The sequence below is a fragment of the Sinorhizobium fredii USDA 205 genome, from assembly GCF_001461695.1.
Classification (GTDB): domain Bacteria; phylum Pseudomonadota; class Alphaproteobacteria; order Rhizobiales; family Rhizobiaceae; genus Sinorhizobium; species Sinorhizobium fredii.
Genome location: NZ_AUTC01000115.1, coordinates 29,479 through 55,546, shown reverse-complemented (window position 1 = coordinate 55,546; position 26,068 = coordinate 29,479). Strand labels below are relative to the sequence as shown.

22 protein-coding genes and 1 pseudogene are annotated in these 26,068 nt (G+C 64.6%); 8 read left to right on the top strand and 15 right to left on the bottom strand.

What is annotated here, in order from left to right:
* Positions 1-2 precede the first annotated feature (2 nt).
* The 3 genes from N181_RS11945 to N181_RS11935 form a co-directional block, all read right to left on the bottom strand.
* Positions 3-464, bottom strand: coding sequence for a tripartite tricarboxylate transporter TctB family protein (locus N181_RS11945; RefSeq protein ID WP_037395846.1), 462 nt, complete (start codon positions 462-464; stop codon positions 3-5).
* Positions 465-807: 343 nt separating this feature from the next.
* A complete protein-coding gene (locus N181_RS11940; protein ID WP_037395829.1) occupies positions 808-1,785 on the bottom strand; it encodes a tripartite tricarboxylate transporter substrate-binding protein in 978 nt (325 codons plus the stop codon).
* Positions 1,786-1,987: 202 nt separating this feature from the next.
* Positions 1,988-2,776, bottom strand: coding sequence for a pseudouridine synthase (locus N181_RS11935; RefSeq protein WP_037395831.1), 789 nt, complete (start codon positions 2,774-2,776; stop codon positions 1,988-1,990).
* A 268-nt stretch (positions 2,777-3,044) separates the two neighbouring features.
* On the opposite strand from N181_RS11935, the gene N181_RS11930 reads away from it, so the two are divergent.
* From N181_RS11930 to cax, 3 genes are all read left to right on the top strand, one after another.
* Positions 3,045-4,445: a DUF3300 domain-containing protein gene (locus tag N181_RS11930; protein WP_060563395.1), complete on the top strand. Its 1,401-nt coding sequence runs from the start codon at positions 3,045-3,047 to the stop codon at positions 4,443-4,445.
* Between the two features lie 21 nt (positions 4,446-4,466).
* Positions 4,467-5,432: a DUF2950 domain-containing protein gene (locus tag N181_RS11925; protein WP_037395854.1), complete on the top strand. Its 966-nt coding sequence runs from the start codon at positions 4,467-4,469 to the stop codon at positions 5,430-5,432.
* 204 nt (positions 5,433-5,636) lie between these two features.
* Positions 5,637-6,782: a calcium/proton exchanger gene (cax, locus tag N181_RS11920; RefSeq protein ID WP_037432464.1), complete on the top strand. Its 1,146-nt coding sequence runs from the start codon at positions 5,637-5,639 to the stop codon at positions 6,780-6,782.
* Between the two features lie 34 nt (positions 6,783-6,816).
* Here cax and N181_RS11915 read toward each other — a convergent pair whose 3' ends face one another.
* Together N181_RS11915 and N181_RS11910 are read right to left on the bottom strand one after the other, a co-directional pair.
* The gene (locus N181_RS11915) at positions 6,817-7,269 is read right to left on the bottom strand and encodes a potassium channel family protein (protein WP_037432465.1); all 453 of its coding nucleotides are present in this window, start codon (positions 7,267-7,269) and stop codon (positions 6,817-6,819) included.
* A gap of 149 nt (positions 7,270-7,418) precedes the next feature.
* Positions 7,419-8,003, bottom strand: coding sequence for a winged helix DNA-binding protein (locus N181_RS11910; RefSeq protein WP_037432467.1), 585 nt, complete (start codon positions 8,001-8,003; stop codon positions 7,419-7,421).
* Between the two features lie 105 nt (positions 8,004-8,108).
* Between N181_RS11910 and N181_RS11905 the strand changes: the two genes are divergently transcribed.
* Positions 8,109-11,717: a hydantoinase B/oxoprolinase family protein gene (locus tag N181_RS11905; RefSeq protein ID WP_037432470.1), complete on the top strand. Its 3,609-nt coding sequence runs from the start codon at positions 8,109-8,111 to the stop codon at positions 11,715-11,717.
* A 173-nt stretch (positions 11,718-11,890) separates the two neighbouring features.
* Here N181_RS11905 and N181_RS11900 read toward each other — a convergent pair whose 3' ends face one another.
* Positions 11,891-13,435: a flavin-containing monooxygenase gene (locus tag N181_RS11900; RefSeq protein ID WP_050994648.1), complete on the bottom strand. Its 1,545-nt coding sequence runs from the start codon at positions 13,433-13,435 to the stop codon at positions 11,891-11,893.
* Positions 13,436-13,564: 129 nt separating this feature from the next.
* On the opposite strand from N181_RS11900, the gene N181_RS11895 reads away from it, so the two are divergent.
* Together N181_RS11895 and N181_RS11890 are read left to right on the top strand one after the other, a co-directional pair.
* Positions 13,565-14,041, top strand: a complete 477-nt coding sequence (locus tag N181_RS11895) for a hypothetical protein (protein ID WP_244427713.1) — start codon at positions 13,565-13,567, stop codon at positions 14,039-14,041.
* Positions 14,038-15,372 (top strand): pyridoxamine 5'-phosphate oxidase family protein, encoded by a 1,335-nt coding sequence (locus N181_RS11890; RefSeq protein ID WP_050984068.1) that lies wholly within the window; start codon positions 14,038-14,040, stop codon positions 15,370-15,372. The genes N181_RS11895 and N181_RS11890 overlap by 4 nt, the downstream gene beginning before the upstream one ends.
* Positions 15,373-15,403: 31 nt before the next feature.
* Here the strand turns inward: N181_RS11890 and N181_RS11885 are convergent, their stop codons facing one another.
* Both N181_RS11885 and N181_RS11880 read right to left on the bottom strand, forming a co-directional pair.
* Positions 15,404-15,958 carry a dienelactone hydrolase family protein gene (locus tag N181_RS11885; RefSeq protein WP_060563393.1) on the bottom strand — a complete coding sequence of 185 codons (555 nt, stop codon included), beginning with the start codon at positions 15,956-15,958 and terminating at the stop codon, positions 15,404-15,406.
* 62 nt (positions 15,959-16,020) lie between these two features.
* Positions 16,021-16,593 carry a DinB family protein gene (locus N181_RS11880; RefSeq protein ID WP_050994649.1) on the bottom strand — a complete coding sequence of 191 codons (573 nt, stop codon included), beginning with the start codon at positions 16,591-16,593 and terminating at the stop codon, positions 16,021-16,023.
* Positions 16,594-16,857: 264 nt separating this feature from the next.
* On the opposite strand from N181_RS11880, the gene N181_RS11875 reads away from it, so the two are divergent.
* Positions 16,858-18,609: an adenylate/guanylate cyclase domain-containing protein gene (locus N181_RS11875; RefSeq protein WP_080577532.1), complete on the top strand. Its 1,752-nt coding sequence runs from the start codon at positions 16,858-16,860 to the stop codon at positions 18,607-18,609.
* A 61-nt stretch (positions 18,610-18,670) separates the two neighbouring features.
* On the opposite strand, the gene N181_RS11870 is transcribed toward N181_RS11875, so the two are convergent.
* Positions 18,671-19,723, bottom strand: coding sequence for a GlxA family transcriptional regulator (locus tag N181_RS11870; protein ID WP_037395864.1), 1,053 nt, complete (start codon positions 19,721-19,723; stop codon positions 18,671-18,673).
* 159 nt (positions 19,724-19,882) lie between these two features.
* Between N181_RS11870 and N181_RS11865 the strand changes: the two genes are divergently transcribed.
* Entirely contained in the window at positions 19,883-20,959 is a 1,077-nt protein-coding gene (locus tag N181_RS11865; protein ID WP_037395866.1) for a class I SAM-dependent methyltransferase, read from the top strand.
* 251 nt (positions 20,960-21,210) lie between these two features.
* On the opposite strand, the gene N181_RS11860 is transcribed toward N181_RS11865, so the two are convergent.
* From N181_RS11860 to N181_RS11835, 6 genes and pseudogenes are all read right to left on the bottom strand, one after another.
* On the bottom strand, positions 21,211-21,885 hold the full coding sequence (locus N181_RS11860; protein ID WP_037395868.1) for a 4-carboxy-4-hydroxy-2-oxoadipate aldolase/oxaloacetate decarboxylase: 675 nt from the start codon (positions 21,883-21,885) through the stop codon (positions 21,211-21,213).
* Between the two features lie 149 nt (positions 21,886-22,034).
* Positions 22,035-22,870 (bottom strand): annotated as a pseudogene (locus tag N181_RS11855) (ABC transporter substrate-binding protein).
* A gap of 33 nt (positions 22,871-22,903) precedes the next feature.
* The gene (locus N181_RS11850) at positions 22,904-23,668 is read right to left on the bottom strand and encodes an amino acid ABC transporter ATP-binding protein (RefSeq protein ID WP_037395872.1); all 765 of its coding nucleotides are present in this window, start codon (positions 23,666-23,668) and stop codon (positions 22,904-22,906) included.
* Positions 23,665-24,423, bottom strand: coding sequence for an amino acid ABC transporter permease (locus N181_RS11845; RefSeq protein WP_037395874.1), 759 nt, complete (start codon positions 24,421-24,423; stop codon positions 23,665-23,667). Before N181_RS11845 ends, N181_RS11850 begins: the two co-directional genes overlap by 4 nt.
* On the bottom strand, positions 24,420-25,127 hold the full coding sequence (locus N181_RS11840) for an amino acid ABC transporter permease (RefSeq protein WP_037395876.1): 708 nt from the start codon (positions 25,125-25,127) through the stop codon (positions 24,420-24,422). The genes N181_RS11845 and N181_RS11840 overlap by 4 nt, the downstream gene beginning before the upstream one ends.
* Positions 25,120-25,890 carry an SDR family oxidoreductase gene (locus N181_RS11835; protein WP_037395878.1) on the bottom strand — a complete coding sequence of 257 codons (771 nt, stop codon included), beginning with the start codon at positions 25,888-25,890 and terminating at the stop codon, positions 25,120-25,122. Before N181_RS11835 ends, N181_RS11840 begins: the two co-directional genes overlap by 8 nt.
* Positions 25,891-26,068 lie beyond the last annotated feature (178 nt).

Below are 26,068 nucleotides of genomic sequence, written 5' to 3'. Positions count from 1 at the left end.
TCCTAGAACCGGACCCAGGGGCCGAAGCGTTCGAAAGGCAGGTTGAGGCCGTAGCTGAAGACCGCGACCGAGAAGATCGCCAGCCCCAGCGAGACGGCCACCGCCCAGAGCGGCTTCATCCGATGCGAGGCGAAACAGGCGATCAGTGCCGTGAAGAACACGGCCGGCACGAAGCCCAGTCCGCGCACCGTCAAGCCGAAGAAGATCGGCGCCGGCAGGATGAAGAGCATGCCGCGGATGGCGATCGGCCCCATCGGCTCGTGGTGCACCCGGGCCGACTGCACCAGGATGATGACGCCGAGCACCGTCAGCACGACGGAGAGCAGCAGCGGGAAGTAGCCGGGACCCATCCGGAAGGCGGTCCCGAGCTCAAGCCCGAAGGACTGCCAGGCGAAGAAAAGGCCAACGGCCGTCAGGATACTCCCGCACAGCGCGTTGGTGGCATCGAAGGAGATGGCTTTCATCTTGTCCCCATTTTGTCGTTCGAACGCGGCCGCCAGCGTTCTGATGTCTTGGCGATGTCCTCGCATTTTGCCGGCTCAAGCTCCTGCATGTTTCCTTGAAATCGGAGCCGGTCCAAGGATAAGAACATGAAGGACTTCAAAGTGCTACAGCGAAACTTCGTGCGTCTGAAAAGACGCGGCGCGCCGTAGCGGGCCTCGCGCAAGTTGACGGCTGTCAACGCTGCGGGCCGCCGGTCGATTTCTCCGACCGGCCGCTGCCCCACAGCGCGGCCGGTCGGAGGCGATGCCGCTGCCGTCCCGCTCCCGGTTGGAGAACAGATTGGCGGCGGCTCGCGGGAGCCAATTAGTCGGCGTACTGGCCGGCTGCCTCGATCACCGGCTTCCAGCGGGCGATCTCGCTTTCAAGCTTGGCCTTCAACGCCGCCGGGGTCGCGTCGGCCTCGCTCGACGGTTCGGTGCCGAGTTCTGCGAAGCGAGCCCCGACGTTCTCGTCCTTCAGCGCCTTTTGCAGCGACTTGGAGAGCCGGTCGGTGACTTCGGCGGGCGTACCCTTTGGCGCATAGACGCCGTGCCAGATGCCGACCTGGAAGCCGGCAAGACCGGCTTCTTCAGCCGTCGGCAGGTCGGGGAAGATCTTCAGGCGCTTCGGCGAGGTCGTGGCATAGGCCTTGATCGTGCCGCCCTGGATCTGCTTCGTGGTGTTGGTCGTCTGGTCGCACATGATGTCGACCTGGCCGCCGAGCAGATCGGTCATTGCCGGACCGGTGCCCTTGTAAGGCACGGTGGTGAGCGGCGTCTCGATGGCGCTCATGAACATCATGCCGCAAAGGTGCGACGCCGCGCCGATGCCGGCATTGGCGACCGTTACCGTATCCTTGTTGGCCTTGGCGTATTCGATCAGGCCCTTGAGGTCGGTCGGCTCGAAATCCTTGCGGGCGACGATCGTCATCGGCACCTCGGTAACGAGGCCGACATATTCGAAGGCGTTTAGCGTGTCGTAGGCGAGCTTGCGATAGAGCGTGGCGCTGGTCGCCATGCCGATATGGTGCAGCAGGATCGTATAGCCGTCCGGATCGGCCTGGGCGACGCGGCCGGCACCGAGCGTACCGCCGGCGCCACCGACGTTCTCGACGATGATCTGCTGGCCGAGATCCTTCGACATGGACTCGGCGACGAGACGGGCGACCGTGTCGGTCGGGCCGCCGGCCGAGAAGGGGACCACCATGGTGATGGTGCGCTCCGGATAGGTTTGGGCGCTGGCCGAAGCGGCAAACAGCGAAACGGCGGCGGCGGCGCCCAGAAGCGCGTTCAAAATTTTCATCTTTTCCTCCCGGATGACTTGTCCACCAGCCGGCACGGTTCCTCCCGCCGGTCCTGGTTGCACCCATTAGCAAACGGGATTTTACCACAGACAACCGCTCTCCGCGGTCGTTTCACGCATTTCCCGCACGAGCGGCGGGGCGATGGGTGGATTTGGAAACAAAAGTGCCTGGCGATGGGTGGATTTCCACCCATCGGAACGATCAGGAGCCGGTGCGTCGCTTCAGATATCGGATCTCCGCGTCGCTCAGCGGCCGGCTCGCCCCCTTCGGCAGGTCGCCGAGTCTGATCTCGCCGATCGAGATGCGGACGAGCCGCAGGCATTCGAAGCCGAGCGCATCCAACATGCGGCGGATCTGGCGGTTGCGCCCCTCGTCGAGCTCGACCTCGATCCAGGAGTTCCTGTCGCCGCTCCTCAGTCCGCGGACGTCGGTTGCCTTCAGCATCTCGCCGCCCTCGCTCACGCCGACCATCATCGCCCGCGCCGCGGCCTCGTCGAAGAGGCCGCGAACCTGAACGTGGTAGGTCTTGCCGAGATGGGTGGCGGGATCGAGCAGGCGCTGCGCCAGAACGGTGTCGTTGGTGAAAAGCAGGAGCCCTTCACTCGCCTTGTCGAGCCGACCGACCGGTGAGAGAAAGCGGGCATCGATCTCCCCGAAACACTGGAACACCGTCGGCCGCCCCTCCGGATCGTCGCGCGTCGTCACCAGACCGCGCGGCTTGTTCAGCATCAAATAGCTCTTCGCCTCGGCAGCGACCGAAGCGCCGTCGACGGCAATCCTGTCCCTGTCGATGTCGACCCAGTGCGACAGATCGGTCGTCGCCCGGCCGCCGACGCTGACGCGGCCCTCAGCGATCAGCCTTTCGGCCTGGGTGCGCGAGCAGTAGCCGAGCTTGGAGAGCGCCCGGGCAAGCGTCACGCGCTTGCCGGCGGCGCCGTTGCGCTTCGGTTCGGCGTGTTTTCTGTCTGTCGAGGGGCGGCGCTGCTTCACCCGTCAAGTCTCCGCGATTGCTGCATTCAGATCGCTACAGCCTCCGCCGTGCGCCTGAGAAAACGCGCGGTGCTGCCCGGTGTCTCTGGTCCATCAGATACAATCGAAGTCAAGGGGCCAGATCCAAAAATCTTTGGATTGCTGACGCTTTGAGAGCAAGACCACAAGTGGTACTCTTCCTTCAGACTTGTTTGAGGAGGCCGTCTCGGAAAGGCGCTGCTTCCTGAAAGCGGACACTTTCTCCGATGCTAAGGGGGAGACGCGTAGCATGCACAAGTCAGTCCTCGGTGGGCTTGTCGCCCTGGCCGCATCATCCCTGCTACAGATCAACGACATTTCGCTCTTCTCGACAGCCTTGGCGCAGCAGACGCCCGCTCCGCCCGCGGAGCAGGAGGCGGCGCCTGAACCGCTGACCGATGACGAGCTCGAGGTGCTGGTAGCGCGGATCGCGCTCTATCCGGACGAACTGGTCGCACTCGTCTCCGCGGCGTCGCTCTTTCCCCTGCAGATCATCGAGGCGGAACGGTTTCTCGAGGCCCGCAAGAAGAACGCCGATCTGAAGCCGAAGGAAAGCTGGGACGGCAGCGTCATCTCGCTCCTGAACTATCCCGAGATCGTCAAGATGATGAGCGAGGATCTCGAGTGGACGCAGAGCTTCGGCCAGGCGATCGCCTACCAGCAGAAGGACGTGTTGATCGCCATCCAGCAATTGCGCGACGAGGCGGTGGCCAAGGACATCATCAAGACGGACGACAAGGTGAAGGTGGTCGAGGAGGGTGACAACATCATCATCCAGTCGGCGAGCCCCGAGACGATCTACGTGCCGCAGTATCCGCCCGAGATGCTCTACGAGCCGGGTTACATGCCGGCACCGATCGACTATTACGACGACCCCTATCCCGCCTATTGGTATCCGGGCGCCGCCTTCTTCGCCGGTGCGGTCACCGGGGCGATCTTCGGCGCCATCGTCGACTGGGACGACTGGGGCGTCTGGGGCGGGCGCTGGGACGGCGACATCGACGTCGACTGCAACAAGTGCTTCAACAACATCGACTTCGACGGCAAGGTCAACTGGAACGACATCGACTGGAAGAATGTCGATCGCAGCAAGATCAGTTTCGACCGCGACCAGCTCAACATGTTCGACCGGACGAACATCAAGAACAACATCAAGGCCAGGGGCGACAACAACCTGCGCAACCGCGCCGCCGAGATCAACCGCGACCGGCCGCAGGCGCGCCCAGGCGGTGGTGGAGGCCAGCTCAAGGACGTGCGCAAAAGCACGCTCGAAGGGCTGAAGGCCCAACCGAGACGGGACGCAGCGGCGCGACCAGCAACGCGTCCGGGCGGCGGGCAGGCGGCGGCAAGGGCGAAGGCCGGCGATCTGAAGCCGAGCGTCAACCGGCCGCAGGGCAAGAAGCCCTCCGTCAACCGGCCGGCCGGCAAGAAGAAAATGGCGGCCAAGGCGCAGAACCGGCCGAGGAAACCCTCCGGTCTCGGCAACGTCAATTCCGGCCGGCGCGAGGTCGCCTCGTCACGGCGCGGCGGCCACAGCATGGGCGGCGGCCATCGGGGCGGCGGGCGCCCGCAGATGAGCCGCGGTGGCGGCAGGCCGCCGATGGGCCGCGGCGGCGGTGGCCGCGGTGGCGGGCGCGGCGGCAGACGTTAACCGGACGATGGGGGAACGACCATGAGTAAGCTCTTTCATCCTCTTCTCCTGGGACCGGTTCTCCCGGGACTGGCGATCGGGCTCACACTCGCCGTGGCGTCCATCGATTTGGCATTTGCGCAGGTGAAGCCGCCGGAAAACATCGAGGACTACGCCGCGGCGGAGGATCCACCGGACTTCGACGATCCGGCCAAGGCGGTGGAGGCGCTCAAATCGGCGCTTGCCGCCAATGATTTCGACGGCGTTGCCAAGCTGCTCGGCCTCGACGCGGCAAAGGTCCGCACCGGCGAGGACGCGATGGAAACCTTCGCGCAGATTCGCGAGGGGGCGGCCCGCAATGTCCGGGTGCGTGACCTCGAAGGCCGCAAGATCATCGAGATCGGCGACCGGCTCTGGCCACTACCGTTCCCGATCGTCAAGGGCGAGGACGGCAAATGGGCCTTCGACACCTATGTCGGCCTCGAGGAGATCGTCAACCGCCGTGTCGGCGAAAACGAGCTTCAGGCGATCGAGACGGTACGCGCCTATGTCGAGGCGCAGAAGGACTATGCGTCCGTGGATCGCGACGCCGACGGCGTCCTCGAATATGCCCAGAAGCTGATCAGCAGCGCGGGTCAGACCGACGGGCTCTACTGGCCGGCCGATCAGGGCGAAGGGACAAGCCCGGTCGGCGACGCGATCAACGAGGCCGCTTTGGAAAAGGCCAAGGCCGGCGAGGGCTATTTCGGCTACCGCTACCGCATCCTGACCTCGCAGGGCGACAACATCGCCGGCGGCCGCTACGACTATGTCATCAACGACAACATGATCGCCGGCTTCGCGCTGATCGCCTGGCCGGTCAATTATGCCGAGACGGGCGTCAAGACCTTCCTCGTCAACCAGCAGGGCATCGTCTACGAACGGGATCTCGGGGCCAGCACCGCGGCGATCGTGCCGTTCATCGACCGCTTCGACCCGGACGACACGTGGACCGTGGTGAACGATTAGTCGAGCGGCGGACATTTGCATTCACCCCCGGCACTGTGCCGCTATCCCGTAAGCGGGCGAGAGGCTGAGGGCTGGGCGTCGCCGCGAGCCTTCCGCGCCGCCGTTTACCGAGAGACGGCCGGAACCGGATGGGGTATCGGGCGGAAACGCACCGGATTTTCCTCTCCTTCGAGCGGCGCCGGCAGCTCATGCGGAGGAAGGTCAATGCACAATTTCGAGGAAGGAAGCGCCGCCGTGCCGCCACGCTCGGCATTTGGAGCTGTCATCGGCGAGCTCCGGCGTACGCCCCTCCTTGCGCTCATCGCGGTGGTGCCTGTCGTCTTTCTTCTGGAGCAGGTTTCGCCGGAGGCGCACACCCTGCTGTTTCTCCTTTCGGTGGCAGCGATCGTGCCGCTCGCCGCACTGTTGAGCCGTGCGACCGAGGCGGTAGCCGCGAAGACCGGGGACGCCGTCGGAGGCTTACTCAACGCCACGCTCGGCAACCTGACAGAGCTTGTGATCTCGCTCGCGGCCCTGCAGGCCGGGCAGTATCTGCTGGTCAAGGCATCGATTGCCGGTGCGATCGTCACCAATACCCTTTTCATGCTGGGAGGCGCCTATCTCGTTGGTGGTCTCAAGCATCACCTGCAGGAATTCAACAGGGTGAACGCACGCTTCCAGGCGAGCCTATTGTTCCTCGCGACGATCGCCATTCTGGTCCCCTCGCTGATCAGCGAAGTGGATCGCGCGCCCGCGGCCGCCTTCTCCCAACAGTTGAGCCTGGGGTTGGCGATCCTTCTCATCACCGTCTACGCGCTCGGCATGCTGTTTTCCCTGAGGACGCACCGCGAACTTTTCGCCAGCAGCAGTCATGCCGAAGAGGAAGAGAAACCCTGGCCGCTACCGGTCGGGACCGTCGTCCTGATTGTCGTAACGCTGCTGGTCGCGATGGTCAGCGAGATCTTCGTCGGCTCCGTCCAGATCGCCGCTGAGCATCTCGGCATGACGCCGGCTTTCGTCGGCTTCATCGTCGTCGCCCTGGTGGGCGGGGCCGCGGAAATGACGTCGGCTTTCTCGGCGGCGCGCGCAAATCGCCTTGACCTCAGCGTCAGCATCGCATTGGGCAGTGCCGCGCAGATTGCTCTTTTCGTGGCCCCGGTCCTGGTGCTCGTCAGCTATTTTGTCGGTCCGGAGCCGATGTCCCTGCAATTCTGGCCCGGGGCGGTTGCAATGATGCTGGTCGCGACCATGGCCGCAACTCTCTTGTCCAATGGCGGGCGTGCTGCCTGGTATGCGGGCGTCATGGCGCTGGCGGTCTATGCCATCTTTGGCCTGACATTGTTCCTCCTGCCGCCCGGAACGCCGTCGTGACGGCCCTGCAACGCCGTGTTGCCGGTGATCGCAGTCAACCCTTCGGGTCGCCGTCATCCATCGCCCGCGGATCGGTGCGGAAATAGAGGCGCTGGATGACTGCCATCATCAGAGCCGTCGCCCATCCGAAGATGATCCAGCCATTGATCGCCTCGAGGGTCGCGACCTGACGCCAGTCCCTGTCGAGAACGATGTCGCCATAGCCGACCGTCGTGAAGGTGACGGTCGAGAAATAGAGGGCGTCTTCAAAGCTCGGAAGGGTCTGAGCAAGATAGTAGAACGCTGCCCAGAGGCAGACATCGAACAGGATCGGGATGATCAGATAGATGACCCAGGCCACGGTGACGAGAGTCGGATAACGGCCCAGGAAATCAGCCCGATCCTTCTCCATCTGCCGGAAGCCCCGCAGTCCGGCGGACATGAAGAATGCCTGGATGGCGACCGTTGCTGCAATCAGCCCACCCGCGATGGCCAGCCGCAATATCACTGACGCCTCCACAAGCTGGCGGAGCGCCCGGAGCGCGCGCTTGCCTCAGCTTCAGCCTTTGGTCGCCACTGTAGCAAAGGCAATGATGGGGGTGAACAAGCGATCGGCCAAGGTCGGCGAGGATGATTAGGCGGATTGCCGGACCGTCGTCAGAGCGTCGTCGCGGCGCGCGCCGATTGCTCGTAGGCGCCGGACAGGAAGCGCAGCACGGCGGCGATTTCCGAGAGGGTTTCTTCCGAGGGCCGCGCCTTGGCGGTCGAGGCGACGAGCAGGCGTTCGCGGATCTGGGCGTAGCGGCCGCAGGCCTCGGCACCATTCGGCGTGATCCGGACCGTCTTCTCCTTGCCTTGCTTGCCGGTCGTCACCAGACCGGCCGCTTCGAGCTTGCGGATCGCGTAGGTCGCGACGTGGGTGTCCTCGATGTCGAGGACGAGGCAGATGTCGGAAAGCTTCTTGCCCCGGTCGCGGTGGCGAATGGTGTGCAGGACCATGATCTCCATCGGCGTAAGGCCGGGAACGCCGGCCGCCGCCATGCAGCGCACCATCCAGCGGTGGAAGGCGTGCGAGGCGAGGATCAGGCCGTATTCCACTTCGGAGAGCCCCTGCGAGCCGCCCTCGGCAAGATGCGCCGACGAAACGATCGGCCCGATGGCGGAGACGGGTTTCAGATGGTCGGGCAGGTCGGTCCCGGCCCAGTCCCGTTTTTCCGGCATTTGCCCTCGCTTCTTGGTCATCTGCCTGCTCCTGATTTGATCAACGACAACATTTTATCGACAAATTGTCAATAAAATGCTCTTATCCGCCCGGCGGAACGCTCATTTCAGCGAGGAGACACGAAGATGGCTGGCACTTGGGACTTCTGGGTGGACCGCGGCGGCACCTTTACCGATGTGATCGGCCGCGACCCGGATGGCCGCTTGCACGCCCTCAAGGTCCTGTCCGAAAATCCCGGCGCCTATCGCGACGCCGCCGTGCACGGCATCCGCCTGCATCTCGGCCTTGCCGCCGGCGAGCCGGTGCCGCCGGGGCTGATCGGCGAGGTGCGCATGGGCACGACGGTCGCCACCAATGCGCTGCTGGAGCGCAAGGGCGAGCCGATGGCGCTCGTCACGACGCGCGGCTTTCGCGATGCGCTGAGGATCGGCTACCAGGAGCGCAAGAAGATCTTCGCCACCGAAATCGTCAAGCCGGAGGCGCTCTATTCGGATGTGATTGAGCTCGACGAACGCGTGCTTGCCGACGGCACGGTCGAACGGCCGCTCGATGAGGGTGCGGCGCGGAATATGCTCGAAGCACTGAAGGCCAAAGGCTACCGGGCGGTCGCCATCGTCTTCATGCATGCCTACCGCTATCCCGAGCATGAGGCGGCCGTCGCCCGCATCGCCCGCGCCATCGGCTTCGAGCAGGTCTCGGTCAGCCACGAGGTCTCGCCGCTGGTCAAATATGTCGGCCGCGGCGATACGACGGTCATCGACGCCTATCTCTCGCCGGTGCTCGGCCGCTATGTGGCGCGGGTGTCGGAGGAACTTGACGTCGCCCGCTCCGGCGCCCGGCTGATGTTCATGATGTCGTCCGGCGGGCTGACGGCCGCCGACCTGTTCCAGGGCAAGGACGCGATCCTCTCCGGACCGGCCGGCGGCGTCGTCGGCCTCGCCAGGACGGGCGAGGCGGCCGGCTTCAACCACGTCATCGGCTTCGACATGGGCGGCACCTCGACCGATGTCGCCCATTTCGACGGCGAATACGAGCGCGCCTTCGAGACCGAAGTCGCCGGTGTGCGGGTCCGGGCGCCGATGATGCTGATCCACACGGTGGCGGCCGGCGGCGGCTCGATCCTCCATTTCGACGGCGAGCGCTTTCGCGTCGGGCCGGATTCGGCCGGCGCCAATCCGGGCCCGGCCTGCTACCGCAACGGCGGACCGCTCGCCGTCACCGATGCCAATGTCATGCTCGGCAAGCTGATGCCGGAGTTCTTCCCGGCGATCTTCGGGCCGGAGCAGAACGAACGACTCGACGTTGAAACGGTGCGCGCACGCTTCGCGGCGCTCGCCGCCGAGATCGGCGACGGGCGCAGCCCGGAAGACGTCGCCGACGGCTTCATCCGCATCGCCGTCGCCAACATGGTCGAGGCGATCAAGAAGATTTCCGTGCAGCGCGGCTACGACGTGACGCGCTATGCGCTGAACTGCTTCGGTGGCGCCGGCGGCCAGCACGCCTGCCTCGTCGCCGATGCGCTCGGCATGACGAGCATCCTGCTGCATCCGATGTCGGGGCTGCTTTCCGCCTATGGCATGGGACTTGCCGATATCCGCGCCACGCGCCAGAAGGCGCTGGGCGTGGCGCTCGATGATGCCGCGCCACAGGCGCTTTCGGCGCTCGGCACGGAACTGCAAACGGAATGCCTTGCGGAACTGGATGCCCAGGGAATTGGCCGCGACCGTATCCGCACGCATCTGCGCGCCCATATCCGCTATGCCGGCACGGATACGGTGCTGGCCGTCGAGGCGAGCTTTCCGGAGCATGATGAGGCGAAGCGCCTGCGTGCCGAATTCGAAACCCTGCACAAGCGCCGCTTCGGCTTCATCGCCGAGAACAAGCCGCTGGTGATCGATGCCGTCGAGGTCGAGACGGTCGGCGGCGGAGCCGCCGAGATGGAGGCGGACGGCTTGGCGACCACCGCCGGGGAGACCGCCGTTAGCCGGCAAACCCGCTTCTATTCGCAAGGCGAGCTTCATGATGCACCGGTGGCGCTGCGTTTGGAAATCAAGCCGGGGCAAAGGCTGACAGGTCCGGCGATCATCGTTGAAGCGAACCAGACGATCGTCGTCGAGGATGGCTGGCAGGCCGAGTTGACGGCCAGGGACCACATCGTGCTGAGGCGCATCAAGCCGCTGCCTGAACGCACCGCGATCGGCACCAGGGCCGACCCGGTGATGCTGGAGATCTTCAACAACCTCTTCATGTCGATTGCCGAGCAGATGGGCGTGACACTGCAGAACACCGCCTATTCGGTGAACATCAAGGAGCGCCTCGATTTCTCCTGCGCGGTCTTCGACAACAAGGGCAATCTCGTCGCCAACGCGCCGCATATGCCGGTGCATCTCGGCTCGATGGATGCGTCCGTCGCGACCGCGATCCGCGAGAACCCGGTCATCCATCCGGGCGACGTGTTCCTGATCAACGCGCCCTATAACGGCGGCACGCATCTGCCGGACCTGACGGTCTGCACGCCGGTGTTCGACGACGCGGGCCGCGACATCCGCTTCTGGGTGGCAAGCCGCGGCCACCATGCCGATATCGGCGGTATTTCGCCGGGTTCGATGTCGCCGCTCGCCACCAATATCGAGGAGGAAGGCGTCTATATCGACAACTTCAAGCTGGTCGACCGCGGCCGCTTCTCAGAGGAGGGATTGGAAAGGCTCTTGAACGGGGCGCGCTATCCGGTCCGCAACATCCTGCAGAACGTCAACGACCTGAAGGCGCAGGTGGCCGCCAACGAGAAGGGCGTGGCGGAACTGAAGAAGATGATTTCCCAGTTCGGCGAGGACGTCGTCGAAGCCTATATGGGCCACGTCCAGGACAATGCCGCCGAAAGTGTGCGCCGCGTCCTCGACCAGTTGAGCGACGGCGAATTCTCCTACGAGATGGACCAGGGCTGCCGGATCGTCGCGAAGATTACCATCGATCGCGAAAACCGCGAGGCTACGGTCGATTTCACCGGCACGTCGGCGCAGCGGGCCGACAATTTCAACGCGCCGGAGCCGGTGACGCGGGCGGCGGTGCTCTATGTCTTCCGGGTGCTGGTCGAGGCGGATATCCCGATGAATGCCGGCTGCCTGAGGCCGATCCGCATCGTCATTCCGGAAGGCACGATGCTGACGCCACGCTATCCGGCGGCGGTCGTCGCCGGCAATGTCGAGGTGAGCCAGGCGGTGACCAATTGCCTGTTCGGCGCGGTCGAGGCGCAGGCGGCAGCGCAGGGGACGATGAACAACCTCACCTTCGGCAACGCCAACTACCAGTATTACGAGACGATCTGCTCCGGCGCGCCGGCCGGGCCGGGCTACAACGGTGCCGACGCGGTCCACACTCACATGACCAATTCACGCCTCACCGATCCGGAAATCCTCGAGACGCGCTTCCCGGTGGTGCTCGAGGACTTCCACATCCGCAAGGGCTCCGGCGGCCGCGGCAAATGGTCGGCGGGCGACGGCACCGAGCGGACCATCCGGGCCCGCGAGCGGCTGGATTTCGCCATCCTCTCCGGCCATCGCCGCATCCGCCCCTTCGGGCTGAAGGGCGGCGAGCCCGGCGAACTCGGCCGCAACCGCGTCCGGCGCAATGACGGCCGGATCGAGGAACTGCCGGGCTCGGCCCACACCGTTCTCGAAGCGGGTGAAACCTTCACGGTGGTGACGCCGACCGGCGGGGGGTATGGGAAGACGTAGGGCCGGGGCCTTCAGTTTGCCCCTTACCCTAGCCCTCTCCCCGCGCGCGTGGAGAGGGGACTGGGGAGGGCCCGCGGCATCGTCCCTTCGCCCCACTTGCGGGGAGAAGGAGGCGGATGAGCGGCAGATTAGACAAGAATCTGCCACTTTCCTGGCCCCTTTTCAGCCAGCCCTTACGCGGCCGTCCGCGTGGCGCGAGGCCCGACGAGCCGGCGCAGCGAGTCCTCCTCCGGCGTGAAGCAGTCGTCCTGTATCGCGCCGAAGGCGGCCGCGGCCATCCGCATCTTGACGGGTGCGTTGAGATCGGCATCAGGGCCGTCCAGACGGAACGAGACCGGCGAGAGCGGCCCGAACAGAAGCGGGCGTTGGAGCTCCGGCCATGCGGCGAGATCCGGCTCGACGCCGGCATTGCGCGCGAACATCAGAGCGGCGACGTGCATCGCCAGGCTTGGCGGGCCGGAGCGCATCGCGCGGGCCTTCTCGACACCCGCCCGCATCGTCTCGGGCGAGGGCAGGGGCAGCTGGCCGGCGAGGCAATAGGCGATCCAACGGGCTTGCAGTTCCAGCACCGGGAAATAGGGACCGATCAGATCGTAGAGGCCGAGGAAGGCAAGCCCCGGCAGGTCCGGATGGAACGTGTGGTCGTGGAGGTCGAGGTGGCTTCCGTCATGACCGATCGTCTCGGCGATCTCCTTGGAGAGCCAGGGAAGCGACAGGCGGAAGCCGGTGCCGAAGAGAAGCCCATCGGCCTCGAAGGTGTAGCCGTCCGAGAAGCGCACGGTGCGTCCCTCGATGCGCTCGATCCAGGGGCGCACGGCGATGCGTCCCTCGGCCACGGCCGCAAGGAAATGCTGCGACTGGGAAATCCCGGCGGCGAAGATGTTTTCCGCAGCTGCCGGTGCGCCGAATTGGTCCGGCCTGCCGGCGGCCTTGACGACCGTGGACTTCATTCCCGCCGCAAGCTCCTCCGGCGGCAGGACCTCGCCGAGAAGAGCGGCGGCGCGGGTGAACATCACGTGATCGGTCGGCACCCCGGCAATCAACTTCGGCAGGATGTAGCGCTGGCGGTGGTTGGTCGAAACCACATTCCCGGCGCCGCCGAGGGCGAGGTCGGAAGCGATTTCCAGCGCGCTGATGGAGCAGCCCGCCACCACGAGCTTTCGGCCGCGATATCGCTCCGCACCGGCGTATTGCGCGGTATGAGCAACGCCGAGGGCACCATCGAAGGACGAAAGTCCCGGAATTTCCGGCACCTGCGGAAGGTTGTGGCGGCCGGTCGCGATGACGACTTGCCGGAAGATCTCGGCGCGCGTCCCTTGATCGGAGATCGAGCGGATCAGCCACGCCCCTTCCGCCGTCCGCTCGAGCCACTCCACCCGGGTGCCGAGACGCAGATGCGGCAGCAAGCCGAATGTGAAGGCATAGCGCTCCAGATAATTCAGCATCTCCTCCTGCCGGACATAGGTGGGCGTGCCCGGAGCATGGTCCAGATCGGAAAAGGCGGTCATGATCCGGCTGGTATTGGTTCGCATGCCGGGCCAGGTGGCGCTGGTGACGGATGCGGCGTTCCATTGGCCGCCAAGGCGCGGCGCGGCTTCCATGATTGCCGGCACCAGGCCGTGGGCGCCGAGCCAGCGGCTTGCGGCAAGGCCGCCGGGACCCGCGCCGATCACGGCGACGGCGGTTTCGGGCATTTTCACTGGATGATCGTCTTGCATGGTAGGGCCTCCTTTGCTGCCGTCTTCTCTAGTCTTGTTGCGGGAGGCTGTTTCCTAAAAGCTTCCTAAAGGGTGGCGTGGAATCCTAAAACCTGCCTAACTGCTGTATGGGCGAACCACGGGGGGCGAATGCCGATGATTGAGGAAGACTTGGCCAGTTTCATCCAGAGCCCGGTGATGCAGATCGTCGGGACGGCGGACGAGGCGCTGAAGCCGGAAATCGGTCGCGGGGCAGGGGCCTGGGCGTCGGCCGACCGGCGCATGGTCCATCTGGTGATGTCGGCCTGGCAATGGCCGGGAACCGTGGCCAATCTCAAGGCAAACCGACGCGTTGCTGTCACCTTCTCGCGTCCAGCGGACTATGTTTCCTATCAGGTCAAGGGTGAGGCGACGCTCCGATCCGCCGAACCAGACGAGATCGATCGCTCCGGCCGCTACCTGGTCGACATGGTCTCCACGCTGATGCGACTCGGCATACCCGCCGAGATGATCGCGCCGTGGCTGTCGAACCGCGACCCGTTTCTCGTCAGCATCGAAGTCTCCGACATCTTCCTGCAGACGCCCGGCGCGAAGGCCGGCACCAGACTTTGGAGCGCCGCCGCTTGACGCTGAGCCTGCTTGATCTCGAAGCCTGCTTCGAAGGCGTTGTGCCCTCGATCATCGCGACCGCCGACGGGAACGGCGTTCCCAACATCTCCTATCTCTCGCATGTCGCCAGGGTGGACGACGAACATGTCGCCCTTTCCAACCAGTTCTTCGGCAAGACATCCGCCAATATCCGGATGAACCCGCGGGCGACGCTGATCGTTGTCGATGCCAGCAACGGCGCCCAGTTCCGGCTTGAGCTTACCTTCGCCTATTCGCTCGATGCCGGGCCGCTCTTTGACCATCTTTCGCTGCAGCTCGACGCCACCAGCGCACAGGTCGGCATGGCCGGCGTCATGCGGCTGCGCGGCCTCGATGTCTTCCGCGTCCTCAGGATCGAAGCCGCCCGATCGACGATAGAGCCCGAACGAAAAGCGTCGCCACAGCGAAACCGTTTGGCCGCCGCCGCCCACGTCGTGGATTTGATTGCAGCCGAAACCGACGCGGAAGGCATCGTCGACGCGACGCTGAACGGCCTCAAGACCTGGCTCGGCTTCGAACATGGCCTGTTCCTTGCGCTTTGCGAGGAGCGACAACAGCTCGTAACCATCGGCAGCCTGGGCTACGCACCTTCCGGTATCGGCTCGGAGGTTGAAGTGGGAGACGGCGTCATCGGCGCGGCGGCCGCCAGCGGGAACATCGTCAAGGTCAGCGACATGAGCCGCATTCGCCGCTTCAATGCGGCCGTGCGCGATTCCTCGAGCGAGGAGAATCGTACCCGGTCGATCGTGGTGCCGGGCATGCCGGATGCAATGAGCCAGATCGCAGTGCCGCTTGCCGTTGCCGGCATCGTCCGTGGCGCGCTGTTCTTCGAGAGCCGGGCGCGGCTTGTCTTCACGCGGGAGGACGAAACGGCGCTGTCGATCATCGCTCTGCACGCGGCGCTGGCGCTGGCCTTCAGCGAGCGGACCTCTGAGGAAGCGGAGTCCGAACGTCGAGCGCGGCCCTCTTCGCCGGCTACCGACAAGGGCATTCACGTCGCCCATCACCGCTTCGACGACAGCGTCTTCATCGACAGTACGTATGTGATCAAGGGCGTGGCTGGACGATTGCTCGCCTGGATGCTTGAGCAGCATCTGGCAAATGGGCGCAGCGAGTTCACGAACCGGGAGATCCGGCTCGACGGCGGGCTGCGGTTGCCCGACTTCAAGGACAACCTCGAAACGCGCCTCCTGCTCCTGCGCCGCAGGCTGGAGGAAAAGGCATTGCCGATCCGCCTCGTACGCCTCGGCCGGGGGCGCATTGCCGTCGAAGTGGAAGGGCGAGTGCGATTGAGCCGGGACGGCGTGTGAGACGAGCGATCCCTTCCCTGTAGCGGGCGCTTCAGAGGGCGGCAAGGAAATGCTCGACGCGGCTCCATGTGAGGCGGGCTGCTTCGGCGTCAAAATCGGGCCGCGTCGGGTCAGTATAAAGGTGTCCGGCGCCGGGATAGGTGAACACCTCCAGGGCGATCGGCGTCTCTCCGGCGGCGGCGCTCCAGGCGGCGACCTCATCGGTCGGCTCGTAGACATCCGGATCGGCGAGGTGGACCTCAACCGGTACGTCGCTTCGGGCATTGGCCGGAATTTCGGCGATGCTGTGCAGGAAGAGCACGCCGGCGGCCTCGGGACGCTTTGCCCAGAGGCTTGCGGCGACGGCCGCGCCCATCGAGACGCCGCCGAGCACCGCCGAGGTCGGCAGGCCGGCAACCGCCCGCTCGGCCCGGTCGCAGAGGCTTCGCCGGCCGAAGGCGAGGCCCGCGTCGGCCGAGCCGGCCACACGGCCGTCATAGAGGTCCGGCGTGACGACCGAGTGTCCTGCCGCGCTTAGGCGCTCGGCAGCACCCCGCTCGAGCGAGCGCAGGCCACGGACGGAATGGAAGAGGATCACGGTCGCCATTCTCATACCGTTCGTGTCGTTGGCGGTGTCGGTTCTGCATGTCGGACGGCAACAGTTTTAGCCTATTGCGTCAGCCGGGCCTCGCTCCATCCGAGTGCGGCGAGATCCTCCACCCGCGCCTCGCCATTGTCAGCCAGGATGAATTCATCGATCTGCGGCGGCGGAACGCTGGTGCCGGAGAGCATGGCGTGGACCTGGCCGCGATGGTGCTGGCCGTGCAGGAAGACGTGGAGGAGGGTATCGGCGACGGTTTCCGTCAGCGTCCGGTCCGGCCAGGGGATGCTGATCTGCCGGGAAAGCGCCTGTGGCGTCAGCGTCTCGCAGAATTGGACGAGCCAGTCGTCGACTTCGGCCCGTTCGGTTGCGAATTCCACGGCCGTCGCGCGGCCGCCCGCCGGGTTCAGTGGGCCGGGCCGGTCACCTCGAAGCGTGTCGATGTAGTACCGATCGGCATTGAGAAGGTGAACCATCGTCTCCTTGAGCGAAGGGAAGAAAGACGTCCGCGTCGCCTCCCATTCGCCCGGCCGCAGCGCCATGCAGGCGCGATCGAGTCGCGCATTGGCGAGGCGGGCGTTGCGCGCAAGCTGCCGATACGGGCGGCAGATGAGATCCGGTGGAAGGGCCGCGCTGTCCATGGCTCAATATCCTCGCATCCTCGGGCCTACGCTTTGTGGCGGCTGCAACGGGCTAAGTCAACGGGAAGGTGCATGCCGGACGGCCGATCGCAGCCGAGACTTGCATGGATTCTTGGCCGACGATCCTCTACATTCTTCTCAAGCGGGATGAGGAAAAGTGTGCGCGGTTTTCCGCCCGCATCCCGCTCCAACCATTTGGAATCCGTTAAATGATTTTGGGTCGATCAGACCCAAATCATCGTGATCTAGTGGGAGGGTAGGGTTTTGGAACGCCGCCTCGCCGCCATCATGGCCGCTGATGTCGTTGGCTACTCGCGTCTGATCCGGATCGACGAGGACGGCACGCTCGCGGCGCTGAAATCGCTGCGTGGTGACCTGATCGAGCCGAAAATCGCCGAGCATCATGGGCGCGTCGTCAAGCTCATGGGCGATGGCCTGCTCGCCGAATTCCCGAGCGTCGTGGAGGCGGTGCGGGCGGCCAGCGAGATGCAGCAGGCGCTCGCCGAACGCAATGCCGGCCTGCCGGAACGGCAGCGGATCGAGATCCGCGTCGGCATCAATCTGGGCGACGTGGCGATCGACGGCGACGACATCTTTGGCGATGGCGTCAATGTCGCGGCCCGCCTGGAGACGATGGCCGAGCCGGGCAGCGTCTATGTATCCGGGGCGGTTCATGACCAGGTCCGCGATCGCCTCGAACTCCGCTTCGAGGATCTCGGCAAACAGCAAGTGAAGAATATCGATCGTCCAGTGCGGGTCTGGCGCTGGCTGCGCGACGCCGCGGCGCCCGACCGCGGCGCCGTTCAGCAGGAGAGATCGCTGCCGGACAGGCCATCGATCATCGTGCTCCCCTTCAACAATATGAGCCGCGATGCCGATCAGGAGTATTTCAGCGACGGGATAACCGAGGACGTCATCACCGACTTGAGCAAGGTCTCCGGCCTGTTCGTCATCGCGCGCAATTCGGCCTTCGTCTACAAGGACAAGCCGGTGAGCGTGCCTCAGGTATGCCGCGAGCTCGGCGTCAAGTTCGCCCTCGAAGGCAGCATTCGCAAGGCCGGAAACCGGGTTCGCGTCACGGCGCAGTTGATCGACGGATCGAGCGGCGGCCATGTCTGGGCCGAGCGCTACGATCGGGATCTGACCGATATTTTCGGCGTCCAGGACGACATCACGCAGCAGATCGTCGCGGCACTGAAGGTGACGCTCAGCGAGGAGGAAAAATCGCGCAGTGCCGAGGCGGGCACACGGGACGTCGACGCCCATGACCTGTTCCTGCGCGGGCGGGAAATGCTGCGCGCAGTCAAGAAGGATCGCGACATGTTCGAGCAGGCAACGGCATGCTTCCGGCGGGCGCTCGCACTCGACCCGGCCTATGCCGCCCCCTATGCCGGCCTCGGCTTCGCCTATGTCCTCGATTACCAGAACCACTGGAGCGCCACGCCCGAGACCTCGCTCGACGCGGCCGAGCGTTTCGCCGACGCGGCGATCGGCAAGGACGACCAGGATCCCTACAATCACTTCGTGGTTTCCCTGGTCGCGATGTTCAGGAGCAACTACCGGCGCTGGGCGGAAGCGGCCGATCGCGCCCTGGCGCTCAATCCCAATTTCGCCTCCGCCCTCAATATGCGCGGGGTCTTGCGCCTCTATACGGGGGAGCCGAAGCTGGCGATCCCCGATATCGAACGGGCGATGCGCCTCGATCCGGCCGTGCAGCAGCAATATCTGCATTTCCTAGGCACCGCCTATTTCGTGGATGGCGACTACGAAAGGGCGGCAGGCCTGTTCAGCGACAGGATCGAGGTCAACCCGACGACGGATCTGTCGCGCGCCTTTCTCGCCTCGACCCTGGGGCATCTCGGCCGGTTCGACGAGGCCCGGCGGATCTGGGAGGAGCTCATGGAGATCAATCCGAAATACGAGCACGCGAAGCATATTGCCCGCTTGCCCTTCCAGAATCCTTCCGACGCCGGGAAATTTACCGAAGGCCTGCGCAAGGCGGGTCTCGTCGCGTGATCCGGCGTGGCCGATTGGGGTGATCGGGGGCCATTTCGTTCGCTTCGACAGGGCCGGCAGGCTACCGGCCGCCTCGGTGCGGCTGGGCGAATTCCGGGATCTTGAAGCGCCGCCGGTAGCTCCCGGGCGTCAGCCCGGTGACGCGCTTGAAAAGCCGCCGAAAGAAGGCCGGCTCCTCGTAGCCGACCTGCCAACTGATCTCGTCGACCGGGGCCTCGGTGCGCTCGAGCCGGCGCTTGGCCTCCTCGATCCTCAGGCGCTGCACATAGGCGATCGGGCTGAGGCCCGTCGCGCCGGTGAACCTGCGCTTGAATGTGCGCTCCGTCAGGCCGGTGCAACGGATCATCTCCTCCAGCGGATTGGCGACCGAGAAATGCGTGGCGACCCAATCCTGCGCGGCGCCGATGGTAAGGTCGCCGTGGTCCTTGCGTCCCTCGAAGGTCATATAGGGTGCCAGCCCATCCTGGTGCCATTGCAGCGCGAAGAGCCGCGCGACGGCCTGGGCGGCGGTCGCGCCGGCATGGCGGGCGATCAGGTAGAGGACCAGGTCGTGCCAGGTCATCGAGGCGCCCGAACTGATCAGCTCCTCGCGCCTGCCGGCGACGACCAGCACCTGTTCGGGACGGATCGGCACGGCTGGAAAGGTCGCCTCGAAGGCGCGGGCATAGCCAAAATGCACCGTCGCGCCGACGCCATCGAAGAGGCCGGTTTCTGCGAGCAGGAAGAGGCCCGAGCAGGCCGAGCACAGGAGCGCGCCGCGCCGATGCATGGCGGCCAGCCAGTCGACGAGCTCCGGGTGCCGACCCTTTTGCCAGCCTTCTGCTCCGAGCAGGACCGAGGGGACGATGACGATGTCGGTCGTCTCGAGCGACGCGATGCTGCGCTGGACCGAAATCGGCACATGGCTGGCGAGCTGCAGCGGACCCGGTTCCAGTCCGACGATCTCAACCCGAAAGGGCGGCGGCTCGAGCGGCGCATGGCCGGCCGGTGCCATCACGGCGAAGGCGTTCATCACGTCGAAAATGCCGGTCAGCGTCGAAACCACCGCCTCGGGGATGGCCACGAGGCTCACATGAACGGGGTCCGGACCGGTCTCGGCTCTCTGACGTGGCATTGCGAATTCCCCGGTGGCGTGACGCCACGCCGTAAAACAGGCGCGTCGCATGGCCTAAACGGCCCGATTGTGGACCGTTCGGCTCTGCCGCTCAACCGCGATCGCTGCGATCCTCGGCGCGTGGCCGAAATTCATCGGCGCGCGTAGAGGAGAGACGAGATGTTACAGACCCAAGACAAGAGCGTCGACGCCGCGAAACTGGATGCATTCGTAGCGCGCGCCATCGGCGACCTGTCGGCCGGATACGGCGGCGTGATGGTGAGCCTCGGCCACCGGCTCGGGCTCTACAAGAAACTGGCGGAAGCCGGTCCGCTGACCTCCCGCGAGCTCGCGGGCCGCGCCGGCTGCGCCGAACGCTATGTGCGCGAATGGCTGGGCTCGCAGGTCGCCGGCGGCTACGTCGGCTACCATGCGATCAGCGACACCTATGAGCTGGCGCCGGAACAGGCGCTTGTCCTTGCCGACGAGGACAGTCCCTTCTTCATTCCGAACGCCTGGGCCGTGCCGGCGTCGATGTGGTCGGACGAGGAAAAGGCCGTGGAAGCCTTTCGCACCGGGAGGGGCGTCGCCTGGGGCGACCATGACGGAAAGCTGTTCTGCGGCGTCGCCGCCTTCTATCGCAATGCCTACAAGGCAAGCCTGGTTTCCGAATGGCTGCCGGCGCTTGACGGTGTGGTCGAGAAGCTTCAGGCGGGCGCGCGCGTCGCCGATGTCGGCTGTGGTCACGGCCACTCGACCGTCCTCATGGCCGAGGCCTTTCCCGCCTCGGAATTCCGCGGCTTCGACACGCACCTCGAATCGGTGGCGGAGGCATGGAAGATCGCTGCATTGGCGGGCGTTGCCGAACGGACGAGTTTTGCGACCGCTCGGGCCGACGATTATCCGGCTACGGGCTACGACCTCATCTGCTTCTTCGATTGCCTGCACGATATGGGCGATCCGGTCGCCGCCGCCACGCATGCCGCGAAAGCCATCGCGCCGGGCGGCAGCATCATGCTGGTCGAGCCCTTCGCCAACGACCGGGTCGAGGATAACGTCTCGCCGGTGGCACGCATCTACTACGCGGCGTCGACGACGATCTGCTGCGCCCACGCGATCTCCGACGGCGGCCGCCTGGTGCTTGGCGCTCAGGCCGGAGAGGCTCGTCTCGAGGATGTGTTCCGCAAGGCCGGCTTCAGCCGTTTCCGCCGCGCCCTGGAGACGCCGTTCAACCTAATCCTGGAGGCGCGGCTCTGAGCCCGGATCCCGGATCCACCAAAGGCTGGACGCCGAACACTACAGCGCCGTGCGTCTTAGACGCACAAAGGTCGCTGTAGCACTTTGAGCCCGGCCTTGCGGGTTCGGCAGGAGGCTGCGGGCACAGTCATGGACATCGGAGGCGCGTCGCCCTCGAACGTATTCACGCGGCGCGCTTTTGGGCCTGACATGCATGTGGGAGCCGGCGTAGCGGCTCTCAAATCGTTGCTGCACCCGCCACGACCCGCCCGTCAGTCTTCGACCACCAGGCCCTTGGCCTTCAGCACCGCTTCCAGCTTGCTGACCTCGACGACCGACTTGCCGGCCTTGTAGGCGGCGATGTAGCCGGCTTCGGCGTCTTCCCTGGCCTCGGCCAGCTTCGCAACTTCGCCTGCTTCCTGCCGCCGGACGACGACCAGGCCGTCCGCGTCGCCGACGACGATATCGCCCGGATGGACGATTTCGTCGCCAATCAGGATCGGTTCGTTGGTGGCGCCCAGCGTCTCCTTGACGGTGCCCTTGATGCAGACGCTCAGGGAAAAGACCGGGAAGCCAAGCTCCCGCAACTGCAATGTGTCGCGAACGCCCGTGTCTGTCACCAGACCGCCGATGCCCTTGGCCAGGCAGGCATTGGCAAGCACGTCGCCGAACGAGCCGGCCTCTTCGTACTCGCCGGCGGAAACGACGATGATGTCGCCGGGCTGGGCGTAGTTGATCGCGACCTGCAGCATGATGTTGTCGCGCGGCGCGCATTTGACCGTAAAGGCAGGGCCGCAGAGCTTCATGCGGTAGTCGATCGGCTTCAGGCGGGAAGACAAAGCACCCCTGCGGCCCTGCGCTTCATGAAGAGTAGCCGGCGAAAACCTGCCGATCGCCTCGATCTGCTCCTTGCTGGGGCGTTCAAAGCTCTGCTTCAGTTTGATCATTTGAAGTCTCCTTGGGGCCGCAGGCGGCTGCCGGTATTGTTTTGATCGATGCTCCGGGCATTTTTCCCGCAGGCGGGGCGCGCGCGGGAGAGGATGCGGCCTGAGCTCAGGCCGCATCCTGGGAAGCGACATTCATCGCCGTAGAGTGATTACGGGATCGGCTCGAACTTCAGTTCGGTGATCGGTACGACCTTGTCGGTGCGGGTCATCTTGTACTCGGTGTTCGGTCCGAGCCACTTCTCCCAGATCTTGTTGATCTCGCCGGACGTGTCGAGCGAGACCAGGATCTCGTTGATCTTGGCGGTCAGGGCCGGCTCGTCCTTCTTCATGCCGATGCCGATCGGCTGGAAAAGCATCGGCTCTTCGATCATCCGCATCTCGGCGCCCTTGGTCTTCGACTCGTTGACGATCTTGGTCGTCGTCATCGTGTTGGCGACCAGGCCACGGGCCTTTCCCTGCTGAACGGCCAGATAGGCCGAACCGGTATCCTGGAACGTCAAGGGCTTCGACTCGTTCTTGCGGATGGCGAGCTCGGACGTCGAGCCCTTCGTCGAGGCGAGCCGGACACCAGCAAAATCCGCCTTCTTCTGGCCGGGATCATCGGCCTTTACGATCAGCATTTCCTTGGCGAGATAATAGGGGTGGCTGAACTCGATCTGTTCGGCGCGGCTCAGCGTATAGGCAAGATTGGCCACGGCGATATCGACATGGCCGAGCTTGACTTCGGGAACGCGCGCTTCGACGGAGAGCGGCTTGATCTCGGCCTTCACGCCGAGTTCGCGGGCAATCGCGTTGCAGAGATCGACGTCGAAGCCCGCCATCTCGCGCGTTGCCGGGTCCGGCGCGGCGAAGGGCGGCACGTCGGCGAAGGTGCCGCAACGGATCACCTTTGCGGCCGTGATTCTGCGAGCTTGTCTGCCTTTGCCGGACCGGCGATCGCGGTCACAGCGAGCGCGGCGCCTAGTGTCCATAATTTCAATTTCATTGCTTAGGTCTCCTCTGGGGTTGGTTCTTTTGGTTAGTGCCGCAATTCGCTCAGGAAGCGCTGCGCTCGCTGGGTTTGGGGGCGAGAGAAGAAATCTTCAGGCCGGGCGGATTCGACGATCTGCCCCTGATCTATGAACCAGACACGATCCGCGACATCACGCGCGAATCCCATCTCGTGGGTGACGCACATCATCGTCATGCCGTCGGCCGCCAGGCCCTTCATGACGGAGAGGACCTCGCCGACCATTTCCGGATCGAGCGCGCTCGTCGGCTCGTCGAACAACATCACCGGCGGTTCCATCGCCAAGGCGCGCGCGATCGCAACGCGTTGCTGCTGACCTCCGGAGAGCTGAGCAGGGAAAGCATTGGCCTTGTCGGCCAGGCCGACGCGTTCGAGGAGCTTCGTGGCCTTGGCATAGGCGACGTCGCGCTGAAGTCCCTTCACGCGCATCGGCGACATCGCGATGTTGTCGATGGCCGACAGGTGCGGAAACAGATTGAAGCTCTGGAAAACGAAGCCGATGCGGCTGCGCAGCCGGTTGAGTTCCTTGGCAGGCATCGGCTGATGGATGTTGTTGCCATCGCAGCTGATCGAGCCGCTGCCGATTTCCTCCAGCCGGTTGACGGTCCGGATCAAGGTCGACTTGCCGGAGCCGGACGGGCCGCAGATGACCACCACCTCGCCACGCGCCACTTCGGCGTCGATTCCCTTGAGGACCTCGTAGTTACCGTAGCTCTTGTGGACGCCGGTCAGCGCAATCATTGGCGAATTCTTCGAGGGCGCGATCGTGTTCATGATGGCTGATCCGTAAGAGCTGCGAGTTTAAGGGACTTTGCGGTTGCCTGAGACGCAGTACCGGCGCGCTTGCGGGTGATCCGGCGCTCCGTGACGATGGCCACCCGGCTCAACGACCAGCAGATCACGTAGTAGACGGCCGCGAGGATGAAGAAGACCTGGAACGGCTGCGTCAGCAGCTGATTGTTGATCTGGCTGGCAGCGAAGGTCAGGTCGGGCACGTTGATCACGTAGCCGAGCGTCGTATCCTTGATCGTCGCAACGAAGACCGAAATGATGCTCGGGATGACATTGTAGAGTGCCTGCGGCAGGATGACGTAGCGCATGGCGCCGAGATAGCTGTGGCCGAGTGCCCGGGACGCTTCCATCTGGCCGTGGCCGAGGGCCACGATGCCACCGCGGACCACCTCGCTCAGGAACGCGCCCTGGTAGACGACGAGCGTCACCAGCATGGTGAGGAAGCTCGGGACATTGGCTCCCGTGACGAGCGGCACCAGGAAGTAGCCCCACAGGATCAGCATCAGCAACGGCACGCCGCGGGTGAAGTAGACGAGCGCCGTTACCGGCCAGTTCAGGAAGGGTGAGTTCGAAAGCCGGGCCAGCGCCAGGGCAATGCTCACCGGAAAGGCGAAGGCGATGGCCAGGATGGAAAGCAGCAGCGTTGCCGCAAGCCCCCCAAGTGGACCATTCGGATACTGCCCGATGAGCAGAAGCAGCCAATAATCGCGGATGATGGCGATGATGTCGCTGATCATGCTCGTCCACTCCTGACTGGGTCCGCTCTGCGGGCGACATAGGCGCCGAGCGCCATGATCATCAGCGAGAAGACGAGGTAGAGGACAGTTACCAGCAGGTAGCTCTCGAAGGTGCGGAAGCTTAAGTTTTCGATCTCCTTGACCGCGTAGGTGAGCTCCGCCACGCCGATCGCGACGGCAAGGCTGCTGTTCTTGAACAGGGAGACGCTGTGGTTGATCAGGGCCGGCAGCGCGTTTCTGCTCCCTTGCGGGACCATCACGAAACGCATCGCCGAAACGTAGCTGTGGCCGAGAGCGCGGGCCGCTTCCATCTGGCCGGGGCTCACCGCCCGCATGCCGGACCGGAGGTCCTCGCTGAAATAGGCCGCCTGGCAGAGACCCAGGCCGATCACCGCGAAGATCGCCTCGGCATTGTGGTCGTTCAGCCAGAAGGTGACCGGGTCCGGCATCAGCGTGAAGATGCCGAAATACCAGAGCAGGAGCTGCACCAGCGTCGGGACGTTGCGGTGGTAGGAAACATAAGCCGTGACGAACGCATTGCCGACCGGACCGGGCGCGTAGCGAAGGCCGAGCAGCAGCAGCGCCAGCGTCATCGCAAGAGTCCAGGAGCCAATCGCCACGACGAAGGTCATCTTGATGCCGAGCAGCAGCATCGCGACGTATTCGGGATTGCCGAGGATCTCGGAAAGGTCGAAGTTACTCACCGCTCTGATCCCCGCTCTTCGGAGACTGTGGCTTTGCCGTCTGCAGGCCGCCCATAACTTGAAGTGTAGGCGTGATCTCGATGTGGCCGATGTTGACGGCGACCGGCGCGGCGACCGCGAAGGCGATCGCATTGGCGATGTCTTTTGCTTCGGGGAGCTCGAAGCCGTCGATGAAGCGTTCGCGGATTTCCGGGCTGTCACCATGGACATGCGCGAAAATGTCGGTCGCGACCCGTCCCGGGCAGATTTCGGTGACGCGGACACGCTTGCCGAAGGCATCGATGCGCAGCTGGTTCGACAGCATGCTGACCCCTGCCTTCGTCGCATGATAGGAGGAGTTTCCGCCGAAATTGTAGGTACCGGCGATCGACGAGATGTTGATCACATGGCCGCGGTCACGCGCCACCATTCCCGGAACCACCATGCGGCACAAATGGAGGACGGCGCGAAGATTGACGTCGACAAGCAGATCGATGTCGCCATCCTCGGCTTCGAGAAACTTCTTGGGGCGGTCGACGCCGGCATTGTTGACGAGAATGTCGAACGGGACGCGGCTCGTGAGTTCTTCAAGGGCGGCTCGGTCGGTGACGTCGATCGCATGCGCGACGCAACCGGTGCGTTCTGCGAGCTTGCGCAGCGGCTCGGCGCTGCGGGCGATCGCGTGGACTTCAAGCCCTTCGGCTGAGAAGCGCTCGACGATCGCCGCTCCAATTCCGGAGGAAGCACCGGTGACAAGCGCGGTTCTGTAATCGGAAAACGGCATCAGCGATCCCCTTTGTTTGAGAAACCTTAGCGGACCTTTCGAGGCGGCGATAATTCCGATTATCTTTGGAGGGATAAGCCTATCTTATGAAGGTGGCGAGAAGTCGCTATATAATTGATTTCGCTTATCTACTCTGTAACATCCAGGCGCGGCGGACCTGCTTCCACGGCGACCCGGG